This window comes from Aeromicrobium sp. CF4.19 (assembly GCF_051262555.1).
Lineage (GTDB): Bacteria > Actinomycetota > Actinomycetes > Propionibacteriales > Nocardioidaceae > Aeromicrobium.
Window position 1 is genome coordinate 285846 of sequence record NZ_JBIMEU010000003.1, and the last position, 15632, is coordinate 301477.

Annotated in this window: 20 protein-coding genes; 14 read left to right on the top strand and 6 right to left on the bottom strand. The window is 72.7% G+C overall.

From position 1 onward, the window contains the following. The first annotated feature begins 101 nt into the window (after positions 1-101). The 3 genes from ACHAAC_RS09085 to ACHAAC_RS09095 all read left to right on the top strand — a co-directional run bounded on the left by ACHAAC_RS09085 (position 102) and on the right by ACHAAC_RS09095 (position 1849). On the top strand, positions 102-434 hold the full coding sequence (locus ACHAAC_RS09085) for a type II toxin-antitoxin system VapB family antitoxin (RefSeq protein WP_435715805.1): 333 nt from the start codon (positions 102-104) through the stop codon (positions 432-434). Then, positions 431-958: a LytR C-terminal domain-containing protein gene (locus ACHAAC_RS09090; protein WP_435715806.1), complete on the top strand. Its 528-nt coding sequence runs from the start codon at positions 431-433 to the stop codon at positions 956-958. Before ACHAAC_RS09085 ends, ACHAAC_RS09090 begins: the two co-directional genes overlap by 4 nt. A gap of 69 nt (positions 959-1027) precedes the next feature. Beyond that, positions 1028-1849 carry an alpha/beta hydrolase family protein gene (locus tag ACHAAC_RS09095; protein ID WP_435715807.1) on the top strand — a complete coding sequence of 274 codons (822 nt, stop codon included), beginning with the start codon at positions 1028-1030 and terminating at the stop codon, positions 1847-1849. A 10-nt stretch (positions 1850-1859) separates the two neighbouring features. On the opposite strand, the gene ACHAAC_RS09100 is transcribed toward ACHAAC_RS09095, so the two are convergent. The 3 genes from ACHAAC_RS09100 to aroQ all read right to left on the bottom strand — a co-directional run bounded on the left by ACHAAC_RS09100 (position 1860) and on the right by aroQ (position 3346). Further along, positions 1860-2450, bottom strand: a complete 591-nt coding sequence (locus tag ACHAAC_RS09100) for a hypothetical protein (RefSeq protein ID WP_435715808.1) — start codon at positions 2448-2450, stop codon at positions 1860-1862. A gap of 74 nt (positions 2451-2524) precedes the next feature. Beyond that, positions 2525-2893: a hypothetical protein gene (locus tag ACHAAC_RS09105; RefSeq protein ID WP_435715809.1), complete on the bottom strand. Its 369-nt coding sequence runs from the start codon at positions 2891-2893 to the stop codon at positions 2525-2527. 6 nt (positions 2894-2899) lie between these two features. Beyond that, positions 2900-3346 (bottom strand): type II 3-dehydroquinate dehydratase, encoded by a 447-nt coding sequence (gene aroQ / locus ACHAAC_RS09110; RefSeq protein WP_435715810.1) that lies wholly within the window; start codon positions 3344-3346, stop codon positions 2900-2902. A 124-nt stretch (positions 3347-3470) separates the two neighbouring features. On the opposite strand from aroQ, the gene ACHAAC_RS09115 reads away from it, so the two are divergent. After that, positions 3471-3866: a universal stress protein gene (locus tag ACHAAC_RS09115; protein WP_435715811.1), complete on the top strand. Its 396-nt coding sequence runs from the start codon at positions 3471-3473 to the stop codon at positions 3864-3866. Here ACHAAC_RS09115 and ACHAAC_RS09120 read toward each other — a convergent pair. Both ACHAAC_RS09120 and ACHAAC_RS09125 read right to left on the bottom strand, forming a co-directional pair. Further along, positions 3850-4068 (bottom strand): hypothetical protein, encoded by a 219-nt coding sequence (locus ACHAAC_RS09120; RefSeq protein WP_435715812.1) that lies wholly within the window; start codon positions 4066-4068, stop codon positions 3850-3852. The two genes, ACHAAC_RS09115 and ACHAAC_RS09120, sit on opposite strands and share 17 nt — an antisense overlap. Before the next feature lie 294 nt (positions 4069-4362). Next, entirely contained in the window at positions 4363-5568 is a 1206-nt protein-coding gene (locus tag ACHAAC_RS09125; RefSeq protein WP_435715813.1) for a 4-hydroxybenzoate 3-monooxygenase, read from the bottom strand. A gap of 130 nt (positions 5569-5698) precedes the next feature. Here ACHAAC_RS09125 and ACHAAC_RS09130 point away from each other — a divergent pair, with 130 nt between their 5' ends. Then, on the top strand, positions 5699-7159 hold the full coding sequence (locus tag ACHAAC_RS09130; RefSeq protein WP_435715814.1) for an aldehyde dehydrogenase family protein: 1461 nt from the start codon (positions 5699-5701) through the stop codon (positions 7157-7159). A gap of 15 nt (positions 7160-7174) precedes the next feature. Here the strand turns inward: ACHAAC_RS09130 and ACHAAC_RS09135 are convergent, their stop codons facing one another. Further along, complete coding sequence (locus ACHAAC_RS09135) at positions 7175-7921, bottom strand: IclR family transcriptional regulator (RefSeq protein WP_435715815.1); 747 nt, start codon at positions 7919-7921, stop codon at positions 7175-7177. A gap of 81 nt (positions 7922-8002) precedes the next feature. Here ACHAAC_RS09135 and pcaH point away from each other — a divergent pair, with 81 nt between their 5' ends. The 9 genes from pcaH (at position 8003) to ACHAAC_RS09180 (ending at position 15617) form a co-directional block, all read left to right on the top strand. Beyond that, complete coding sequence (pcaH, locus tag ACHAAC_RS09140) at positions 8003-8794, top strand: protocatechuate 3,4-dioxygenase subunit beta (protein ID WP_435715816.1); 792 nt, start codon at positions 8003-8005, stop codon at positions 8792-8794. Continuing rightward, a complete protein-coding gene (gene pcaG / locus ACHAAC_RS09145) occupies positions 8794-9351 on the top strand; it encodes a protocatechuate 3,4-dioxygenase subunit alpha (protein ID WP_435715817.1) in 558 nt (185 codons plus the stop codon). Before pcaH ends, pcaG begins: the two co-directional genes overlap by 1 nt. A 150-nt stretch (positions 9352-9501) precedes the next feature. Next, on the top strand, positions 9502-10710 hold the full coding sequence (locus tag ACHAAC_RS09150) for a lyase family protein (RefSeq protein ID WP_435715818.1): 1209 nt from the start codon (positions 9502-9504) through the stop codon (positions 10708-10710). A 175-nt stretch (positions 10711-10885) separates the two neighbouring features. After that, positions 10886-11674 (top strand): alpha/beta fold hydrolase, encoded by a 789-nt coding sequence (locus tag ACHAAC_RS09155; protein WP_435715819.1) that lies wholly within the window; start codon positions 10886-10888, stop codon positions 11672-11674. Further along, positions 11661-12071, top strand: a complete 411-nt coding sequence (pcaC, locus tag ACHAAC_RS09160; RefSeq protein ID WP_435715820.1) for a 4-carboxymuconolactone decarboxylase — start codon at positions 11661-11663, stop codon at positions 12069-12071. The genes ACHAAC_RS09155 and pcaC overlap by 14 nt, the downstream gene beginning before the upstream one ends. 21 nt (positions 12072-12092) lie before the next feature. Then, on the top strand, positions 12093-12887 hold the full coding sequence (locus ACHAAC_RS09165) for an IclR family transcriptional regulator domain-containing protein (RefSeq protein ID WP_435715821.1): 795 nt from the start codon (positions 12093-12095) through the stop codon (positions 12885-12887). A 138-nt stretch (positions 12888-13025) separates the two neighbouring features. Next, positions 13026-14210: a thiolase family protein gene (locus tag ACHAAC_RS09170; RefSeq protein WP_435715822.1), complete on the top strand. Its 1185-nt coding sequence runs from the start codon at positions 13026-13028 to the stop codon at positions 14208-14210. 85 nt (positions 14211-14295) lie between these two features. After that, entirely contained in the window at positions 14296-14979 is a 684-nt protein-coding gene (locus tag ACHAAC_RS09175; RefSeq protein ID WP_435715823.1) for a 3-oxoacid CoA-transferase subunit A, read from the top strand. Further along, positions 14976-15617, top strand: coding sequence for a 3-oxoacid CoA-transferase subunit B (locus tag ACHAAC_RS09180; protein ID WP_435715824.1), 642 nt, complete (start codon positions 14976-14978; stop codon positions 15615-15617). The genes ACHAAC_RS09175 and ACHAAC_RS09180 overlap by 4 nt, the downstream gene beginning before the upstream one ends. Positions 15618-15632: the final 15 nt, after the last annotated feature.

The window sequence follows — 15632 nt, forward strand, 5'->3', positions numbered from 1 at the left end:
GTGTGGACCACCGGGGCGGCCGGCCGGCCACGCTCCGGAGCGACGGTGCCGAGCCGATCGGGCTGCCACGGGTCAGCCCCCGCCCTGTCTACACTGAGGCGGTGATCTTTCGGAGGGTGGCAGACGGGCGCCCGTACCCCGACCACGGGCTGACCCAGCGGGACTGGGCCGACGTCTCCCCCACCCAGGTCCATCTGGCCGACCTCACCACCACCAAGACGCAGCTGGACCTGGCGCACCTGCTGGATGAGGACTCGACCTACTTCGGTGACCTCTTCGCCCACTGCATCGCCTGGCGTGGGGAGCTGTTCCTCGAGGACGGCCTGCACCGGGCAGTGCGCGCTGCGCTGCAGCAGCGCGGGATGCTGCACGCACGGATCCACACGATCTCCGACCGCGCGGAGGCCTCCACCGGCACCCGGAGCCGCACGTGACTCCCGCCAAGGTCCCCACGGCCGCGGTGCTCGTGGTGTGCGTGGTGATGCTCGTGGGTGGAGCGCTCGTCGGATTCCGCCTCCTCACCGCCAGTGCGGACATCGAGGCGGCCCCGACCTGCGAGGACCGGGTCTTCGCGGAGGGCGAGGCCCTCACCCCGGCCTTCGTGACGGTGGACGTCTACAACGCCAGCCGGCGCGCGGGCCTGGCCAACCGCGTCAGCATCAACCTGCAGCGACGCGGCTTCCTGCCGGGGGAGATCGGCAACAGCGACATCGAGGTCGAGTCCTCCGGCGTCACCATCGTCACCGACGACCCCGAGGACGCCCGGGTGCGGCTCGTCGCCTCACAGTTCGGGACCGTCGACTACGTCGAGCCGACCACCCCGTCCGACGGCGACATCATCGTCGTCACCGGCGACGACACGAACCAGGACCTCGCCGACGACGGCGCCGATGAGGTCACGGCCGAGAGCGAGATCAGCATGTGCGTGCCGATCATCACCGAGGTCGACGCGAGCTGAGCCCGGTGGCCCGCCCGGGACGCATCGAGTCCGTCGGCGCGCTCGCCCCGCATGGGGTTGGCTGGGACCGTGCACCGACGCGACCTGCTCCGGCTCGGCGCCGTGGTGGCTGCGGCGCCGTGGCTCGCCTCCTGCGGCGGCGACGACCGTGGCAGTGCTGCGACGATGGACCGCGTGCAGACCGTCCGCTACGGCGAGGATCCCTCGCAGCTGGCCGAGCTGACGCTGCCCGAGGCGACCCCGCGAGGTGTCGTCGTGGTGATCCATGGCGGGTTCTGGCGAGCGCAGTACGACCTCTCCCTCGGACGACCGCTCGCTGAGTCCCTGGCAGCGCAGGGGTGGGCCGCCTGGAACCTGGAGTATCGCCGGCTCGGCAACGGCGGCGGATGGCCCGAGACGTTCGACGACGTCGCGGCCGGCATCGATGCGCTCGCGGACGTCGACGGACTCGACACGGGCACCGTCGTGACCCTCGGTCACTCCGCCGGAGGGCACCTCGCCGTCTGGGCGGCGGGCCGCGACCGGACCGACCGCTGGTCCGACGTGGGCGTGCCGGTGACGGCCGCCGTCTCCCAGGCCGGCGTCATCGATCTCGGCGCTGCTGAGCGCGAGGGTCTCGGCGGCGGTGCCGTGGCTGAGCTGCTCGGCCCCGACGCGGTGCTCGCCGACGCCGACCCACGCGCCCAGGTCCCGCTCGACGTCCCGGTGCGCTGCGTGCACGGCACGGACGACCAGCTCGTCCCGATCAGCCAGTCCCGACGCTACGTCGATGCCGCCACCCAGAGCGGCGCGGACGCCGAGCTCGTGGAGGTGGACGGCGACCACTTCGTCCTGATCGACCCCTCCAGCGACGCCTGGCGACGCACGCTCGCGGTGCTCGACGAGCTCTGAGCCCGGCGCGTCAGGTCCGGGCCGCGTCGCTGCTCGGCGTCCGAGCCGGTGCCGTCAGGTGCCAGGCGAGCCAGCCCCAGCCGGCGGCGAGCATCACCATCGAGGCGGCCCCCCAGAACGGGTAGACGTGCTCCTGCCAGTGCACCCAGGCGCCGACGAGGACCAGCACACCACCGGGCAGCACGCGCCACCCGAGGGCCCGGCTCACCACACCCACGGAGAGCGCTGACGCCGCCACGAGGGCGATGCCCCCGACCAGCTCGAACTTCTGCGCCACCGGGAAGATGATCCCCAGGCCGCCGGCCTCCGCCGCCTTGATGGCGCCCCCGGCGATCCCCGCCAGGATGTCCAGCGTCGTGTAGGCCGTGGCGTAGACGTAGGCGACGATGCCCACGAGCACGCCGGCCGCCGGACTCACCCGTCGGGCGACGAGCCACGGTCCCAGGGCCACGAGCGGGAACAGGAACAGCAGGATCGTGTGCGCCATCTGCCAGTGCTCGGCGTTCTCCACCGTCAACGGCGACGGATGCATCGAGGCCACCGCCGCCACGAGGAGCGGCGGAACGGTGACGGGAACCATGAGGCGGTAGCGCGCATCCATCCCTCCACCGTAGGTCCGACCGTCGCCCCCCGCCGCCCAACCGGGCCGCCGGTTTACCACCATTCCGGGCCGGCTCAGGACTGCTCGCCGACCCACCCGCCGGTGCGGTGGTGCAGCTCGGCACACACGACGCGGTAGAACCGTTCGACCTCAGGGCCGCTGAAGCCCTGCGCCCCGGACATCGTGTCGGACCGGGCCTGGAACCACAGGGCGGCGCGGAGCAGGTCGACGCCCAGCTCGGCCCCGATCGTGTCATCGCCCTCCTCGACGGCCGCGAACACCGGACGGTAGGCCAGCACGGCGACCTGGCCCATCGAGGAGGAGAGGAAGAACCCGCCGTCGTAGGTCCCGGCGAACTCGTGCAGGTCGGCCCACGGGGCATCGGGCCCGGGGACCCGCAGTCGGCGCACGACGGCCAGCTGCTTCTTGTGCGGCGTGCCCACGGGCGGTCAGGCCTGCTCGAGGTGGGCGACGAGCTCGCGCACGGCCCGCACGTACCCCGCAGTGCCCTCCCCCACGACGGTCAGCGCCGCGATGTCGCTGACGTAGGAGTGGTGCCGGAACTCCTCGCGCGCGTGGACGTCGGAGAGATGCACCTCGGCCACGGGCAGCCCGACGCCGGTCAGGGCGTCGCGCAGGACCACCGAGGTGTGCGTGAGACCACCGGGATTGATGATGATGCCGGCGCAGTCCTCGCGGGCCTCGTGGATGGCGTCGATCAGCACGCCCTCGTGGTTGCTCTGGACCGCGCTGACGGCGTACCCGAACTCGTCGGCGGTGTACATGACCAGCTCCACGAGGTTGTCCAGCGTCTCGGTGCCATAGATCTGCGGCTCCCGGGTGCCCAGGAGGTTGAGGTTGGGTCCGTTGACGAGCAGCAGGCGGCGATCGGTCACGTCACCACGCTACCGGGAGCGCGTCGGCACCGTCCCGGCGTCCTCCTCCGGCGGGTGCACCGAAGGGAGGCCCCGTGCACCCGGTGCGGGCGTACCGTGGAGGCACACCCAGGAGAGGAGTCCCATGCCGACCATCGTCGCGGGATACGTCCAGACGCCCGAGGGCGAGGCCGCCCTGGAGTGGGCGATCGACCACGCCACCGACACCGGCGCGACGCTCGTCGTCGTCGCCACCACCGGCGCCGCGAGCGAGGTCGGCGTCTCCCAGGAGCAGGAGGTCGATGCCCTGCGGGCGCGGCTCGACGGATCCGGGGTGGCGAACGAGGTGTTCCACTTCCACGGGTCCTCCTCCGGCGCCGCGGACTCGATCCTGGACCACGTCGGCCGGGTGCGCGCCGATCTCGCGGTCATCGGCCAGCGGCGCCGGTCCCCCGTCGGCAAGCTCGTGCTCGGATCGACGTCCCAGCGGATCCTGCTGGAGGCCGACTGCCCCGTCGTCGCCGTCAAGCCGCGCCGCTGAGCGCGACGGACGGGATCGGGCGAAGGAACTCGATGGTGGAGGCGGTGGACTCGCGCAGCAGGGACACGCTGCCGATCACCACGCCGACGCTGACGCCGGCCACCATGGCGATCGAGAGTCCCAATGCCCAGCCGCGGATCGTCTCCAGCAGCGCGGTCCAGAAGGAACCCGTCCCGAGCTGGTCGACCAGGGCGGACCTCATGGCACTGAACGGCGGGAGGTACGCCTGGTTCACCAGGCCGGGCCGGGGGAGGAGCTCGAGCAGGAGCAGGAAGAGCGCGAGTCCGAGGAGTCCCCGGGCCGTGGCCCCGCCATGCCAGCGCCCGCCGACCCCCGACGGAGGTCGCCGGCCGGGGCGATCGTCGTGGCTGCCATGAATGCTCCGGATGTTCGGTGGGCGAACGCATGTGCGCTCTGTGATCAGCGACGCCATGCCACGGGTCACACGGACGCCACGAGCTTTTCACTGGATGAACACAGGATGTCGAGTGTCCACTCAGAAGCCGATCGGCAGGCCCGCGTAGTTCTCGGCCAGCCCGGCACGGGCGGCCACGCTCGAGGCGAGCCAGCGCAGCTGGGACAGCTGGAGCTGCGCGTCGAAGGGGTCGTCGCTGGTGTGCAGCATCGTGGTCATCCACCACGAGAAGTGGGTGCAGCGCCAGACGCGGCGCAGGGCGTCGTCGGAGTAGGCGTCGGCCCGGCGGGCGTCGCCCTTGCGCACCAGGTCCACCAGCGCGGGCGCGAGCACGCCGACGTCGGCGACCGCGAGGTTCAGCCCCTTCGCCCCGGTGGGCGGCACGATGTGGGCGGAGTCGCCGGCCAGGAACAGGGAGCCGTGACGCATCGGCGTCTGCACGTAGCTGCGCATCGGCAGCACGCTCTTCTCCGTGACCGGGCCGGGCGTCAGCTCCCAGCCGTCCTGGCCGTGGCCGAGCCGCGCGGCCAGCGCCTCCCAGATCCGGTCGTCGCTCCAGTCGTCCACCGGGGTCCCGTTGGGCACCTGCAGGTAGAGCCGGCTGACGCTCTCCGAGCGCATCGAGTGCATTGCGAACCCGTCGGGGTGCCACGCGTAGATGAGCTCGTCGGTGGACGGCGCGACGTCGGCGAGGATGCCGAGCCACGCGTAGGGATAGACCTTCTCCCAGGTCTGCCGGACGGCATCGGGCACGGCGGCGCGGCTCGGGCCGAAGGAGCCGTCGCACCCCGCGACGACTCGGCCCTCCACCCGCACGGGTCGCCCCTCGTGGACCAGCTCGACGGCCGGCCGCTCGCTCTCGACGTCGTGCAGCGTGACGTCGGTGCACTCGTAGAGGACCGCCTGGCCTGCGGCGGAGCGGGCGGCCACGAGGTCTTTCTGCACCTCGGTCTGGCCGTAGACCCAGACGCTGCGGCCGACGAGGTCGACGAAGTCGATGTGGTGCTTCTCCCCCGGCCACGCCAGGTAGATGCCGCGGTGCTCGTCGCCCTCGCGCTCGAGCCGCTCGGCCAGGCCGTGCTGACGCAGCAGGTCGACGGTGGAGTGCTCCAGGATGCCGGCGCGGATCCGCGCGGCGACGTACTCGGCCGAGCGGGTCTCGACGACGATCGACTCCACGCCGTCGGCGGCCAGCAGGTGCGAGAGCAGCATGCCCGCCGGACCGGCGCCGATGATGACGACGTCGGTGCGGAGGGTCTCGGTGGGAGTGGTTCGGGCAGAAGGCATGGGACATTGCACCGGCCCATCGGGATGGCGCGAAACGTCTCCTTCCGCTGGACGAAAGCGTCCCTCGATCGGTCGACGGCGGCGGGCTAGCGTCAGGATCACCCACCGCCATCCCCGCAGGAGGACCCCCGTGGCACTCATCGACCCGCAGGACTTCGACGCCAAGATCCACATCGACGGCCACTGGGCCGACGGCGGCGGTGAGCCGATCGACGTCGTCGAGCCCGCGACCGGCACCTCCCTCGGCACGATCGGCGGCGCGAGCCCCGACGACGTCACCCGCGCCACGCGGTCGGCGGTCGTCGCCCAGCGCGAGTGGGCCGCCCTGTCGCACCCCGAGCGGGCCGCCGTGCTGCACCGCGCCGCCGACCTGTGGGACCGGCACAGCGAGGAGATCATCGGCTGGAACACGCGGGAGGTCGGCGCCATCGCGCCGATGGCCGCGTTCGCCGTGAAGGTCGCTGCCGCGGAGTGCCGCGAGGCCGGCTCCCTGCCCTCCCACCCGCTCGGCGAGGTGCTCGCCAGCGAGAAGCCGCGCCTGTCCATGGCGCGGCGGGTGCCCGTCGGAGTCGTCGGTGTCATCTCGCCGTTCAACGTGCCGATCATCCTCGGCATCCGCGCGGTCGCGCCTGCGCTGGCCCTCGGCAACGCGGTGCTCCTCAAGCCGGATCCCCGCACGGCCGTCACCGGCGGCGTGACCATGGTGCGCATCTTCGAGGAGGCCGGTCTGCCCCCGGGCCTGCTCCAGCTGCTGCCCGGCGGTGCCGACGTCGGCGAGGCGATGGTGACCGAGCCCGACGTGCGGGTCGTCGCGTTCACCGGCTCGACGCAGGCCGGCCGCATCGTCGGCGAGCTCGCCGGCAGGCACCTCAAGCGCGCGCACCTCGAGCTCGGCGGCAACTCCGCCTTCCTCGTCCTCGACGACGCCGACGTGGACCGCGCCGTCAACCTGGCCACGTGGGGGTCGTTCCTGCACCAGGGCCAGATCTGCATGACCATCGGACGCCACCTCGTCCACGAGAGCCTCTACGAGCAGTACGTCGAGAAGCTCGCCGCCAAGGCCGAGTCGATGGCCGTCGGTGACCCCACCGGCCAGGTGCACCTCGGTCCAGTGATCGACGAAGGCCAGCGGGACAGGATCCTCGCCCTGATCGGCCGCAGCGTCGAGATGGGTGCGGAGCTGCGGGCGGGCGGCACGGCCGACGGACTCTTCGTCCGGCCGACGGTGCTGGCCGGGCCACCGCCGGACGCGCCCGCCTACTGCGAGGAGGTCTTCGGCCCCGTGGCCACGGTGGTCCCCTTCGCCGACGACGACGAGGCGGTGAAGCTGGCATCGGCCTCCGACTACGGTCTCTCGCTCGGGATCGTCACCGCCCAGCCCCTGCGAGGTCTGGCGCTCGCCGAGCGGATCCCCTCGGGCATCGTGCACATCAACGACCAGACCGTCGACGACGAGGCCAACAGCCCCTTCGGTGGCGTCGGCGCCTCGGGCACCGGCTCGCGCCACGGTGGGGCCGCGGCCAACATCGAGGCGTTCACCGAGACCCGGTGGATCACGATGCGGGCCGAGCCCGGGGAGTACCCGCTCTGACGGCGGCCACGGGGATCAGCGCAGGGAGCGGCCGATGCCCTGGGCGGCGACCTGAAGGGCGGCGACGAGGCGGGAGCGGTCGCGCTTGAGCGAACCGGCGACCACGCCGATCGCTGCCACCACCTCCTCGTCCCGCCACACCGGCACCGCCACGGAACACGCCCCCAACGACATCTCCTCCGTGGTGGTGGCGAAGCCGTCGCGCCGCACCCGGTCGAGCTGCTGCTGCAGCAGGCCGGGCTGCGTGATCGTGTAGCGCGTGACCCGCGCCAGCGAGCGCAGCACCTCCCACCGGACCTCCTCCGGCGCGTGGGCGAGCAGCACCTTTCCCACTCCGGTGCAGTGCATGGGGAGGGTCGAGCCGATCTGGCTGACCACCGGCACCGACGCCCGGCCGGACATCCGCTCCAGGTAGAGCACCTCGCCCCCGTCGCGGACGGCCAGGTGCACCGTCGCGCGCGTGGCGGCGTGGATGTCGTGCAGGAACGGCTCGGCGACGCGCCGCAACCCGGCCTCCACCGGCGCCAGCAGCCCCACGTCCCACAGCCGCCGGCCCACGACGTACTCACCCGACGCCGGTCGGGCGAGCGCGCCACCGGCGACCAGCTCACCCACGAGGCGGTGGGCCGTGGGCAGGGGCACCTCGGCCCGGCGAGCGATGGCGGTGAGCGTGAGCGCTCGGTGCCGCTCGTCGAAGGCACCCAGGATCGCGAGCACCCGCGAGGTCACCGAGACCCCCGGATTCGCGCTGTTGCCGGCCATCCCCGCCCCTCCATTCATTCTTCCGCCCAGCGAAACCGTACCCTTTCGCCTCGAGCCGCGGTCTCCGTACCGTCCGGCATCATGACCTCGATCGACACGAACCCGGACGCCGCCGCGGCGACCCAGGCGGACATGGACGCGGCGATGGCGGCGATCACGCAGGAGTACGAGGCGGGCGGCGTCGAGGAGACGCAGCCGCGGCTGGACTACCCGCCGTACCGCAGCAGCCTCCTGCGCCACCCCACCAAGGACCTGCACCCTGCCGACCCGGAGACCATCGAGCTGTGGTCGCCGTGCTTCGGCCGGCGCGACGTCCACCCTCTCGAGGCCGACCTGACCCTCCAGCACGGGGGGGAGCCGATCGGCGAGCGGATGGTGCTCACCGGCCGCGTGCTCGACGGCGACGGCCACCCGGTGCGCGGACAGCTCGTGGAGATCTGGCAGGCCAACGCCGGCGGCCGGTACGTCCACCAGCGTGACCAGCACCCGGCGCCGCTCGACCCGAACTTCACCGGCGTCGGCCGCTGCCTCACCGACGACGACGGCACCTACCGATTCACGACCATCAAGCCGGGACCGTACCCGTGGAAGAACCATCGCAACGCCTGGCGACCCGCGCACATCCACGCCTCGCTGTTCGGCACCGACTTCACGCAGCGCATGGTGACCCAGATGTACTTCCCCGGCGACCCGCTCTTCGCGCTCGACCCGATCTACCAGTCGATCGTCGACCCGCGCGCCCGCGAACGGCTCGTGGCCGCCTACGACCACGACGTGACCACCCACGAGTGGGCCACCGGCTACCGGTGGGACATCGTGCTGACCGGGAGCGGTCGCACCCCGCTCGAGAACGACCTGGGAGAGGACCACTGATGGCCCACCTGCCGCCCACCCCCGGCCAGACCGTGGGGCCCTTCTTCGGCTACGCCCTGCCCTTCCCCCTGGACAGCGAGCTCGTCCCCACGGGGACGCCGGGCGCCATCCGCCTGCACGGGGACGTCATCGACGGCAGCGGCAGCGCCGTGCCCGACGCCATCCTGGAGCTGTGGCAGGCCGACGCCGACGGCACCGTGCCCCAGCGGCCGGGCTCGCTGCGGCGGGACGGCTGGACGTTCACCGGGTGGGGCCGCGCCAGCACCGACGACGCCGGTCACTACTCCTTCACGACGCTGCGCCCCGGTGCCACCGAGCCCGGGCGGGCACCATTCTTCCTCGTCACCGTCTTCGGACGTGGCGTCATGAACCGGCTGTTCACCCGCGCCTACCTGCCGGAGGACACCGACGGGCTCGCGGACGACCCGCTGCTCTCCTCGGTGCCTCCCGAGCGTCGGGGCACGCTGATCGCCTCGGCCGAGCCCGCGGGCTACCGCTTCGACGTCGTCCTGCAGGGCGAGGCGGAGACGGTGTTCCTGCGGTATCCGGGACACTGACTGCGTGACTGAGCGCCAGCGAAGGAACCGAGGACACGGCCCCCAAGCACTCCCCCGCAAGCGGGAGGTGCCCCCACGCTTCGCTCCGTGCTGGGGGGGACCCCCAATGCGGGCACGATCCCACCATCGCCTCACTCGGGACGTGACCGCATGAGCGACCTCTACTGGCCCGGCGCCGAGCGTGCCGACGGGCTGCTGGACGACGCCGCTCTGCTCACGGCGATGGTCCGGGTCGAGCAGGCCTGGCTGGACGCGCTGGTCGAGACGGGTGTCGCGCCCGCGGACGCCGGGGTGACGTCGCTGGCCGAGCAGGTCGACGTTGCGGACGTCGCCGCCGTCTCGCGCGACGCCGAGGAGGGCGGCAACCCGGTCATGCCCCTCGCGGCCCTGCTGCGCGAGCGCACCGACGGCGAAGCGTCGCGCTGGCTGCATCGCGGCCTGACCAGCCAGGACGTCATGGACACGGCTCTCGTGCTGGTGCTGCGCGACGCGCTGCGTCGCGTCGACGCCGAGCTGCGCACCCAGCTGGCCACGCTGGCCGACCTCGCCGAGACGCACCGCGACGACCCGATGGTGGGCCGGACCCTCACGCAGCACGCCGTCCCGATCACCGTCGGGGTCAAGGTGGCCACCTGGATCACCCCGGTCGCCGACGCCTGGGACGAGGTCGATGCCGCCCTCGGCCGCCTCGCGCTGCAGGTCGGCGGGGCCGCGGGGACCATGGGGGCCGCCGTCGAGCTGACCGGCTCGTCGGCCGGCGCCCTCGACCTCGTGGGGCACGCGGCCAGGTCCCTCGACCTGCCGCCCACCACCCCGTGGCACACCGCCCGCTCCCTGGTGACCCGCGTCGGCGACGCCCTGGTGAGCTGCACCGACGCCTGGGGCCGCCTGGCGGCCGACGTCGCGACGCTCTCGCGGCCCGAGATCGCCGAGCTGGCCGAGGGCGCCGGCGGCAGGTCGTCGACGATGCCCCACAAGAGCAACCCGGTGCTGTCGGTGCTGCTGCGCCGCGCTGCGCTCACCACGCCCGGGCTCGGGTCGACGCTGCACCTCGCGGCGGCGACGGCCGTCGACGAACGACCCGACGGGGCCTGGCACGCCGAGTGGTCCACGCTGCAGCTGCTCGGCCGGCGCACGGTCGTCGCGGCGAGCCAGGCGACCGATCTGGTCGCCGGGCTGCAGGTCCGCACCGAGCGCATGCAGCAGAACCTCGCCGCCGCGGACGGTGTCGACGCCGAGCAGCGCTCGATGAGCGAGTTCACCGGTCGCGCGCCGGCCACCACGTACACCGGCATCGCCGGCGAGCTCACCGACACCGCGATCCGTCGGGCCCGCGGCATCGTCGAGGAGGGCTCATGAGATGGGGGCACCTCCCGCGAGCTCTGCTGGGGGCACCTCCCTGCACGGAGCGGAGCGTGGGGGCACCTCCCGCTTGCGGGGGAGTGCTTGGGGGCGTGGGGGCGCGTCAGCGAGCGACAATCCAAGGTCTCATGCGTCCGCGTTTCCACGGTGGGTCTTCACAGGACGTGGACGCATGAGCACGACGGTCGGTGGCGTCGCCCTGGGCGGCGCCACCGACGCACCCCTCCTCGTGCTCGGGCCGTCCCTCGGCACCACCGCCGCCACCCTGTGGGCCGGCGCGGCGTCGATGCTGGCCGAGCACTTCCGGGTCGTCGGCTGGGACCTTCCGGGGCATGGCGAGCAGCGCGGGGACGGGGGGCCGTTCACGATGGCCGACCTCGCCGTTGCCGTCCTCGTCCTCGCCGACGAGCTGGCCCCCGGGCAGTCCTTCCACTACGCCGGCGACTCGGTGGGCGGGTGCGTCGGCCTCCAGCTCCTGCTCGACGCACCGGAGAGAGTCCGCACCGCGACGCTGCTGTGCACCGGCGCTCGGATCGGGACGGAGGACTCGTGGAGAGAGCGCGCCGCCGTCGTGCGGGCGTCCGGGACCGCGTCGATGGTGGAGGGATCTGCCCAGCGCTGGTTCGCCCCCGGCTTCATGGAGCGCGAGCCCGCCGTCGCCTCGGCCCTGCTGCACGGCCTGCGTGAAACCGACGCCGAGGGGTACGCCCGCACGTGCGAGGCACTGGCGACCTTCGACGTCGCCGCCCGGCTGGGGGAGATCGCGACCCCGGTGCTCGCCGTCGCCGGCGCCGAGGACCAGCCCACCCCACCCGCACTGCTCGGCGATCTTGCCGAAGGCGTCGCCGACGGCAGGCTCGTCGTGCTCGACGACGTCGCCCACCTCGCGCCCGCCGAGGCACCGCACCACGTCGCCCGGCTGGTGCTCAACCACGCAGGAGGACACCGTGACGGACTCTGAGCCCCCCACCGACCGCAGCACCCGCGACGTGCACGACGCCGGCATGACCGTGCGACGCGAGGTGCTCGGCGACGCCCACGTCGACCGCGCCGTGGCCGGCACCACCGACCTCACGGCCGACTTCCAGGAGCTGATCACCCAGTACGCCTGGGGCAGCATCTGGACCCGGCCGGGTCTGGACCGCCGCAGCCGTTCCCTCATCACCCTCACGGCGCTCGTCGCCCGCGGCCACCACGAGGAGCTCGCCATGCACGTGCGCGCTGCTCGCCGCAACGGGGTCACGGTCGAGGAGATCAAGGAGCTGCTGCTCCAGACCGCCATCTACTGCGGAGTACCTGACGCCAACACTGCCTTCCGCATCGCCCAGGGTGTCCTCGCCGAGGACGAGACGGCCTGACGGCTCACTAGGATGACCCCCATGACGAGCCCCGGACCCGGCGACCAGTTCGTGCAGTCGCTCGCCCGCGGGCTCGAGGTCATCGTGGCCTTCGACGAGGACCACCCGGACATGACGCTCGCCCAGGTCTCCCAGCGCACGGGGTACAGCCGAGCCACGGCTCGTCGCTTCCTGCACACGCTCGTCGAGCTCGGCTACATGCGCACCGACGGCAAGACCTTCTCCCTCACGCCGCAGGTCCTGCGCCTGGGCACCGCCTACCTCTCCGGACTGGGCCTGCCCCAGGTCGCCCAACCCCACCTCGAGAAGCTCTCCGCCCGGCTCGGGGAGTCCACGTCCGCGGCCGTCCTGGACGGGACCGACATCGTCTACGTGGCCCGCGTCGCCAAGCGACGGATCATGAGCGTCGGCATCGCCGTGGGCACCCGCTTCCCCGCCTATGCGACCTCGATGGGGCGGGTCCTGCTCGCCTCGCTGGACGAGCAGACCCTGCAGGACCACCTGGCCCGGGCGGACCTGGTGGCGCTCACCCCTCGCACGATCCACGACCCGACGGTCCTGCGCCGGGAGATCGATCGGGTGCGTGAGCAGGGCTGGGCCCTCGTCGACCAGGAGCTGGAACGCGGCCTGACGTCGCTCGCCGCCCCCATCGTCAGGTCGGGCGGGGAGACGGTGGCGGCGCTCAACGTCTCGACCGCGACGCTCGACGAGGACTCCTCCATCGACGCCGCCCGCGGCCCGTTGCTCGAGACCGCCGCAGCGATCGGCGCGGACCTGGCGGCCCAGTCCGACGCCGGCCAGTCCGTCTCCGGCTGAGCGGGCCCGCCCGCGCCTGCACGACGCCACGGCTCGACCGGGCTTGTGAACCGCGGCGGCCTCGGCCTAGACTACGGTTGTTCGTTCGACGAACGTACGTTCGCACTACGAACTTCTGGACCGAACCGGAGGAGCCCAATGCCCGACGCCTACGTGTACGCCGCCGCACGCACGCCCTTCGGCCGCTTCGGTGGCGCGCTCGCCGGAGTCCGTCCCGACGACCTCGCCGCCACCGCCGTCACCGGGGTGCTGGCCAAGGTCCCCGACCTCGACCCCCACGCCATCGGGGACGTCGTCTGGGGCAACGCCAACGGCGCCGGCGAGGACAACCGCAACGTCGGCCGCATGGCGGTGCTGCTCGCCGGGCTGCCGGTCTCCGTGCCCGCCACGACCGTCAACCGACTCTGTGGCTCCTCCCTCGACGCCGCCATGATCGGCTCCCGCACCATCGAGTCCGGCGACGCCGCGGTCGTGCTCGCCGGTGGGGTCGAGTCGATGACCCGGGCCCCGTGGGTGCTCCCCAAGCCGTCTCGAGGCTTCCCGGCCGGCAACGTCGAGGCCGTCTCCACGACGCTGGGCTGGCGCCTGGTCAACGAGCGGATGCCCGCGGAGTGGACCGCCTCCCTGGGTGAGTGCAACGAGCAGGTGGCCGACGACCTCGACATCTCCCGCGACCGCCAGGACGCGTTCGCGGCCCGCTCCCACGCGTTGGCCGACGCCGCCTGGGACGCCGGCTTCTACGACGACCTCGTCGTCCCCGTCCCGGACACCGACCTGGTCCGGGACGAGGGCATCCGGCCCGGCACCACGGCGGAGAAGCTGTCCGGCCTCAAGCCGGTCTTCCGCAAGGACGGCACCATCAGTGCAGGCAACGCCTCACCGCTCAACGACGGGGCCTCGGCGCTCGTCATCGGATCGGGCGACGCTGCCCTCGGGCTCGACCCGCTCGCCCGGATCGCCGGACGGGGTGCTGCCGCCCTGGAGCCCCAGCGGTTCGGCCTGGCTCCGGTGGAGGCGGCGGACCGGGCACTCGAGCGCGCCGGCATCACCTGGGCCGACGTCGGCGCCGTGGAGCTCAACGAGGCCTTCGCCGTGCAGTCCCTCGCCTGCCTCGACGCCTGGAAGATCGACCCCGAGATCGTCAACACCAAGGGCGGCGCGATCGCCATCGGCCACCCGCTCGGCGCCTCCGGTGCCCGCATCCTCGGCACCCTCGCGCACGTGCTGCGGGAGCGCCGCGAGCGCTGGGGCGTCGCGGCCATCTGCATCGGCGTCGGACAAGGCCTGGCCGTCGTGCTCGAGAACACCGAGGCCGGAGCATGAGATGGGGGCACCGCCCGCGAGCTCTGCTGGGGGCACCTCCAATGCGATCACGCTCCTACGGTGGTTCTTCTGAGGACGTGATCGCATGAGCCGGACGAGCTTCCACACCGACGCGCTCGACGCCGTCGGCGGCATCGCGGACGGCGCCACCGTGCTCGTCGGCGGGTTCGGCATGGCCGGCATGCCCGTGCGGCTGATCGACGCCCTCATCGAGGCCGGCCCGACGGACCTGACGATCGTCAGCAACAACGCCGGCAACGGCGACACCGGCCTCGCGGCGCTGCTGGCCGCCAAGCGGGTGCGCAAGGTCGTCTGCTCCTTCCCTCGACAGCACGACTCCCACGTCTTCGACGGGCTGTACCGGGAGGGCGAGATCGAGCTGGAGGTCGTCCCGCAGGGCAACCTCGCCGAGCGCATGCGCGCCGCCGGCGCCGGCATCGGCGCCTTCTTCTCCCCCACCGCCGTCGGCACTGCCCTGGCCGAGGGCAAGGAGACCCGCACGCTGGAGGGTCGCGACTACGTGCTCGAGCTGCCCATCCGGGGCGACGTCGCGCTCATCGGCGCCCACCGCGCCGACCGCGTCGGCAACCTCGTCTATCGCAAGACGGCCCGCAACTTCGGTCCGGTCATGGCGACCGCGGCCGCCACGACCATCGTCGAGGTCTCAGGTGTCGTCGACGCCGGCGAGCTCGACCCCGAGACCGTGGTGACCCCAGGCATCTTCGTCGACCGCGTCCTCGACCTCTCGGCCCTGGAGGTGTCCGCATGACGACCACGACTCTCGACCGGGACCAGCTGGCCGCGCGCATCGCGCAGGACATCCCCACCGGCTCCTACGTCAACCTCGGCATCGGGCAGCCCACCCTCGTGGCCGACCACCTCGACCTGGAGTCCGGGGTCGTCCTGCACACCGAGAACGGGATGCTCGGCATGGGCCCCGCCGCCCACGGCGACGACGTGGACGTCGACCTGATGAACGCCGGGAAGATCGCGGTCACCGAGACCGACGGCTGCTCCTACTTCCACCACGCCGACTCCTTCGCGATGATGCGCGGCGGCCACCTCGACGTGTGCGTCCTCGGCGCGTTCCAGGTGAGCGCGGGCGGCGACCTCGCCAACTGGCACACCGGGACGCCCGACGCGATCCCCGCGGTGGGCGGTGCGATGGACCTGGCGATCGGCGCCAAGGACGTGCTGGTGATGATGACGCTGTTCGCGAAGGACGGCTCGAGCAAGCTGGTGCCGTCGTGCACCTATCCGCTGACGGGCGTCGGCTGCGTCAGCCGGGTCTACACCGACCACGCCGTCCTCGACCTGCGTGAGGACGGCGTCCACGTCCTCGAGACGTTCGGCTGCACCGTCGACGAGCTCCGCGAGCGCATGGACGTCGACCTCCTCGAGTCCTGAGGGTGCGCGAGGCCG

Coding starts and splice junctions, on each gene's coding strand:
- ACHAAC_RS09100 (WP_435715808.1), bottom strand. CDS start 2,450: ATGGATGCGCGCTACCGCCTCATGGTTCCCGTCACCGTTCCGCCGCTC.
- ACHAAC_RS09115 (WP_435715811.1), top strand. CDS start 3,471: ATGCCGACCATCGTCGCGGGATACGTCCAGACGCCCGAGGGCGAGGCC.
- ACHAAC_RS09120 (WP_435715812.1), bottom strand. CDS start 4,068: ATGAGGTCCGCCCTGGTCGACCAGCTCGGGACGGGTTCCTTCTGGACC.
- ACHAAC_RS09125 (WP_435715813.1), bottom strand. CDS start 5,568: ATGCCTTCTGCCCGAACCACTCCCACCGAGACCCTCCGCACCGACGTC.
- ACHAAC_RS09135 (WP_435715815.1), bottom strand. CDS start 7,921: ATGGCCGGCAACAGCGCGAATCCGGGGGTCTCGGTGACCTCGCGGGTG.
- pcaH (WP_435715816.1), top strand. CDS start 8,003: ATGACCTCGATCGACACGAACCCGGACGCCGCCGCGGCGACCCAGGCG.
- pcaG (WP_435715817.1), top strand. CDS start 8,794: ATGGCCCACCTGCCGCCCACCCCCGGCCAGACCGTGGGGCCCTTCTTC.
- ACHAAC_RS09150 (WP_435715818.1), top strand. CDS start 9,502: ATGAGCGACCTCTACTGGCCCGGCGCCGAGCGTGCCGACGGGCTGCTG.
- ACHAAC_RS09155 (WP_435715819.1), top strand. CDS start 10,886: ATGAGCACGACGGTCGGTGGCGTCGCCCTGGGCGGCGCCACCGACGCA.
- ACHAAC_RS09165 (WP_435715821.1), top strand. CDS start 12,093: ATGACGAGCCCCGGACCCGGCGACCAGTTCGTGCAGTCGCTCGCCCGC.
- ACHAAC_RS09170 (WP_435715822.1), top strand. CDS start 13,026: ATGCCCGACGCCTACGTGTACGCCGCCGCACGCACGCCCTTCGGCCGC.
- ACHAAC_RS09175 (WP_435715823.1), top strand. CDS start 14,296: ATGAGCCGGACGAGCTTCCACACCGACGCGCTCGACGCCGTCGGCGGC.
- ACHAAC_RS09180 (WP_435715824.1), top strand. CDS start 14,976: ATGACGACCACGACTCTCGACCGGGACCAGCTGGCCGCGCGCATCGCG.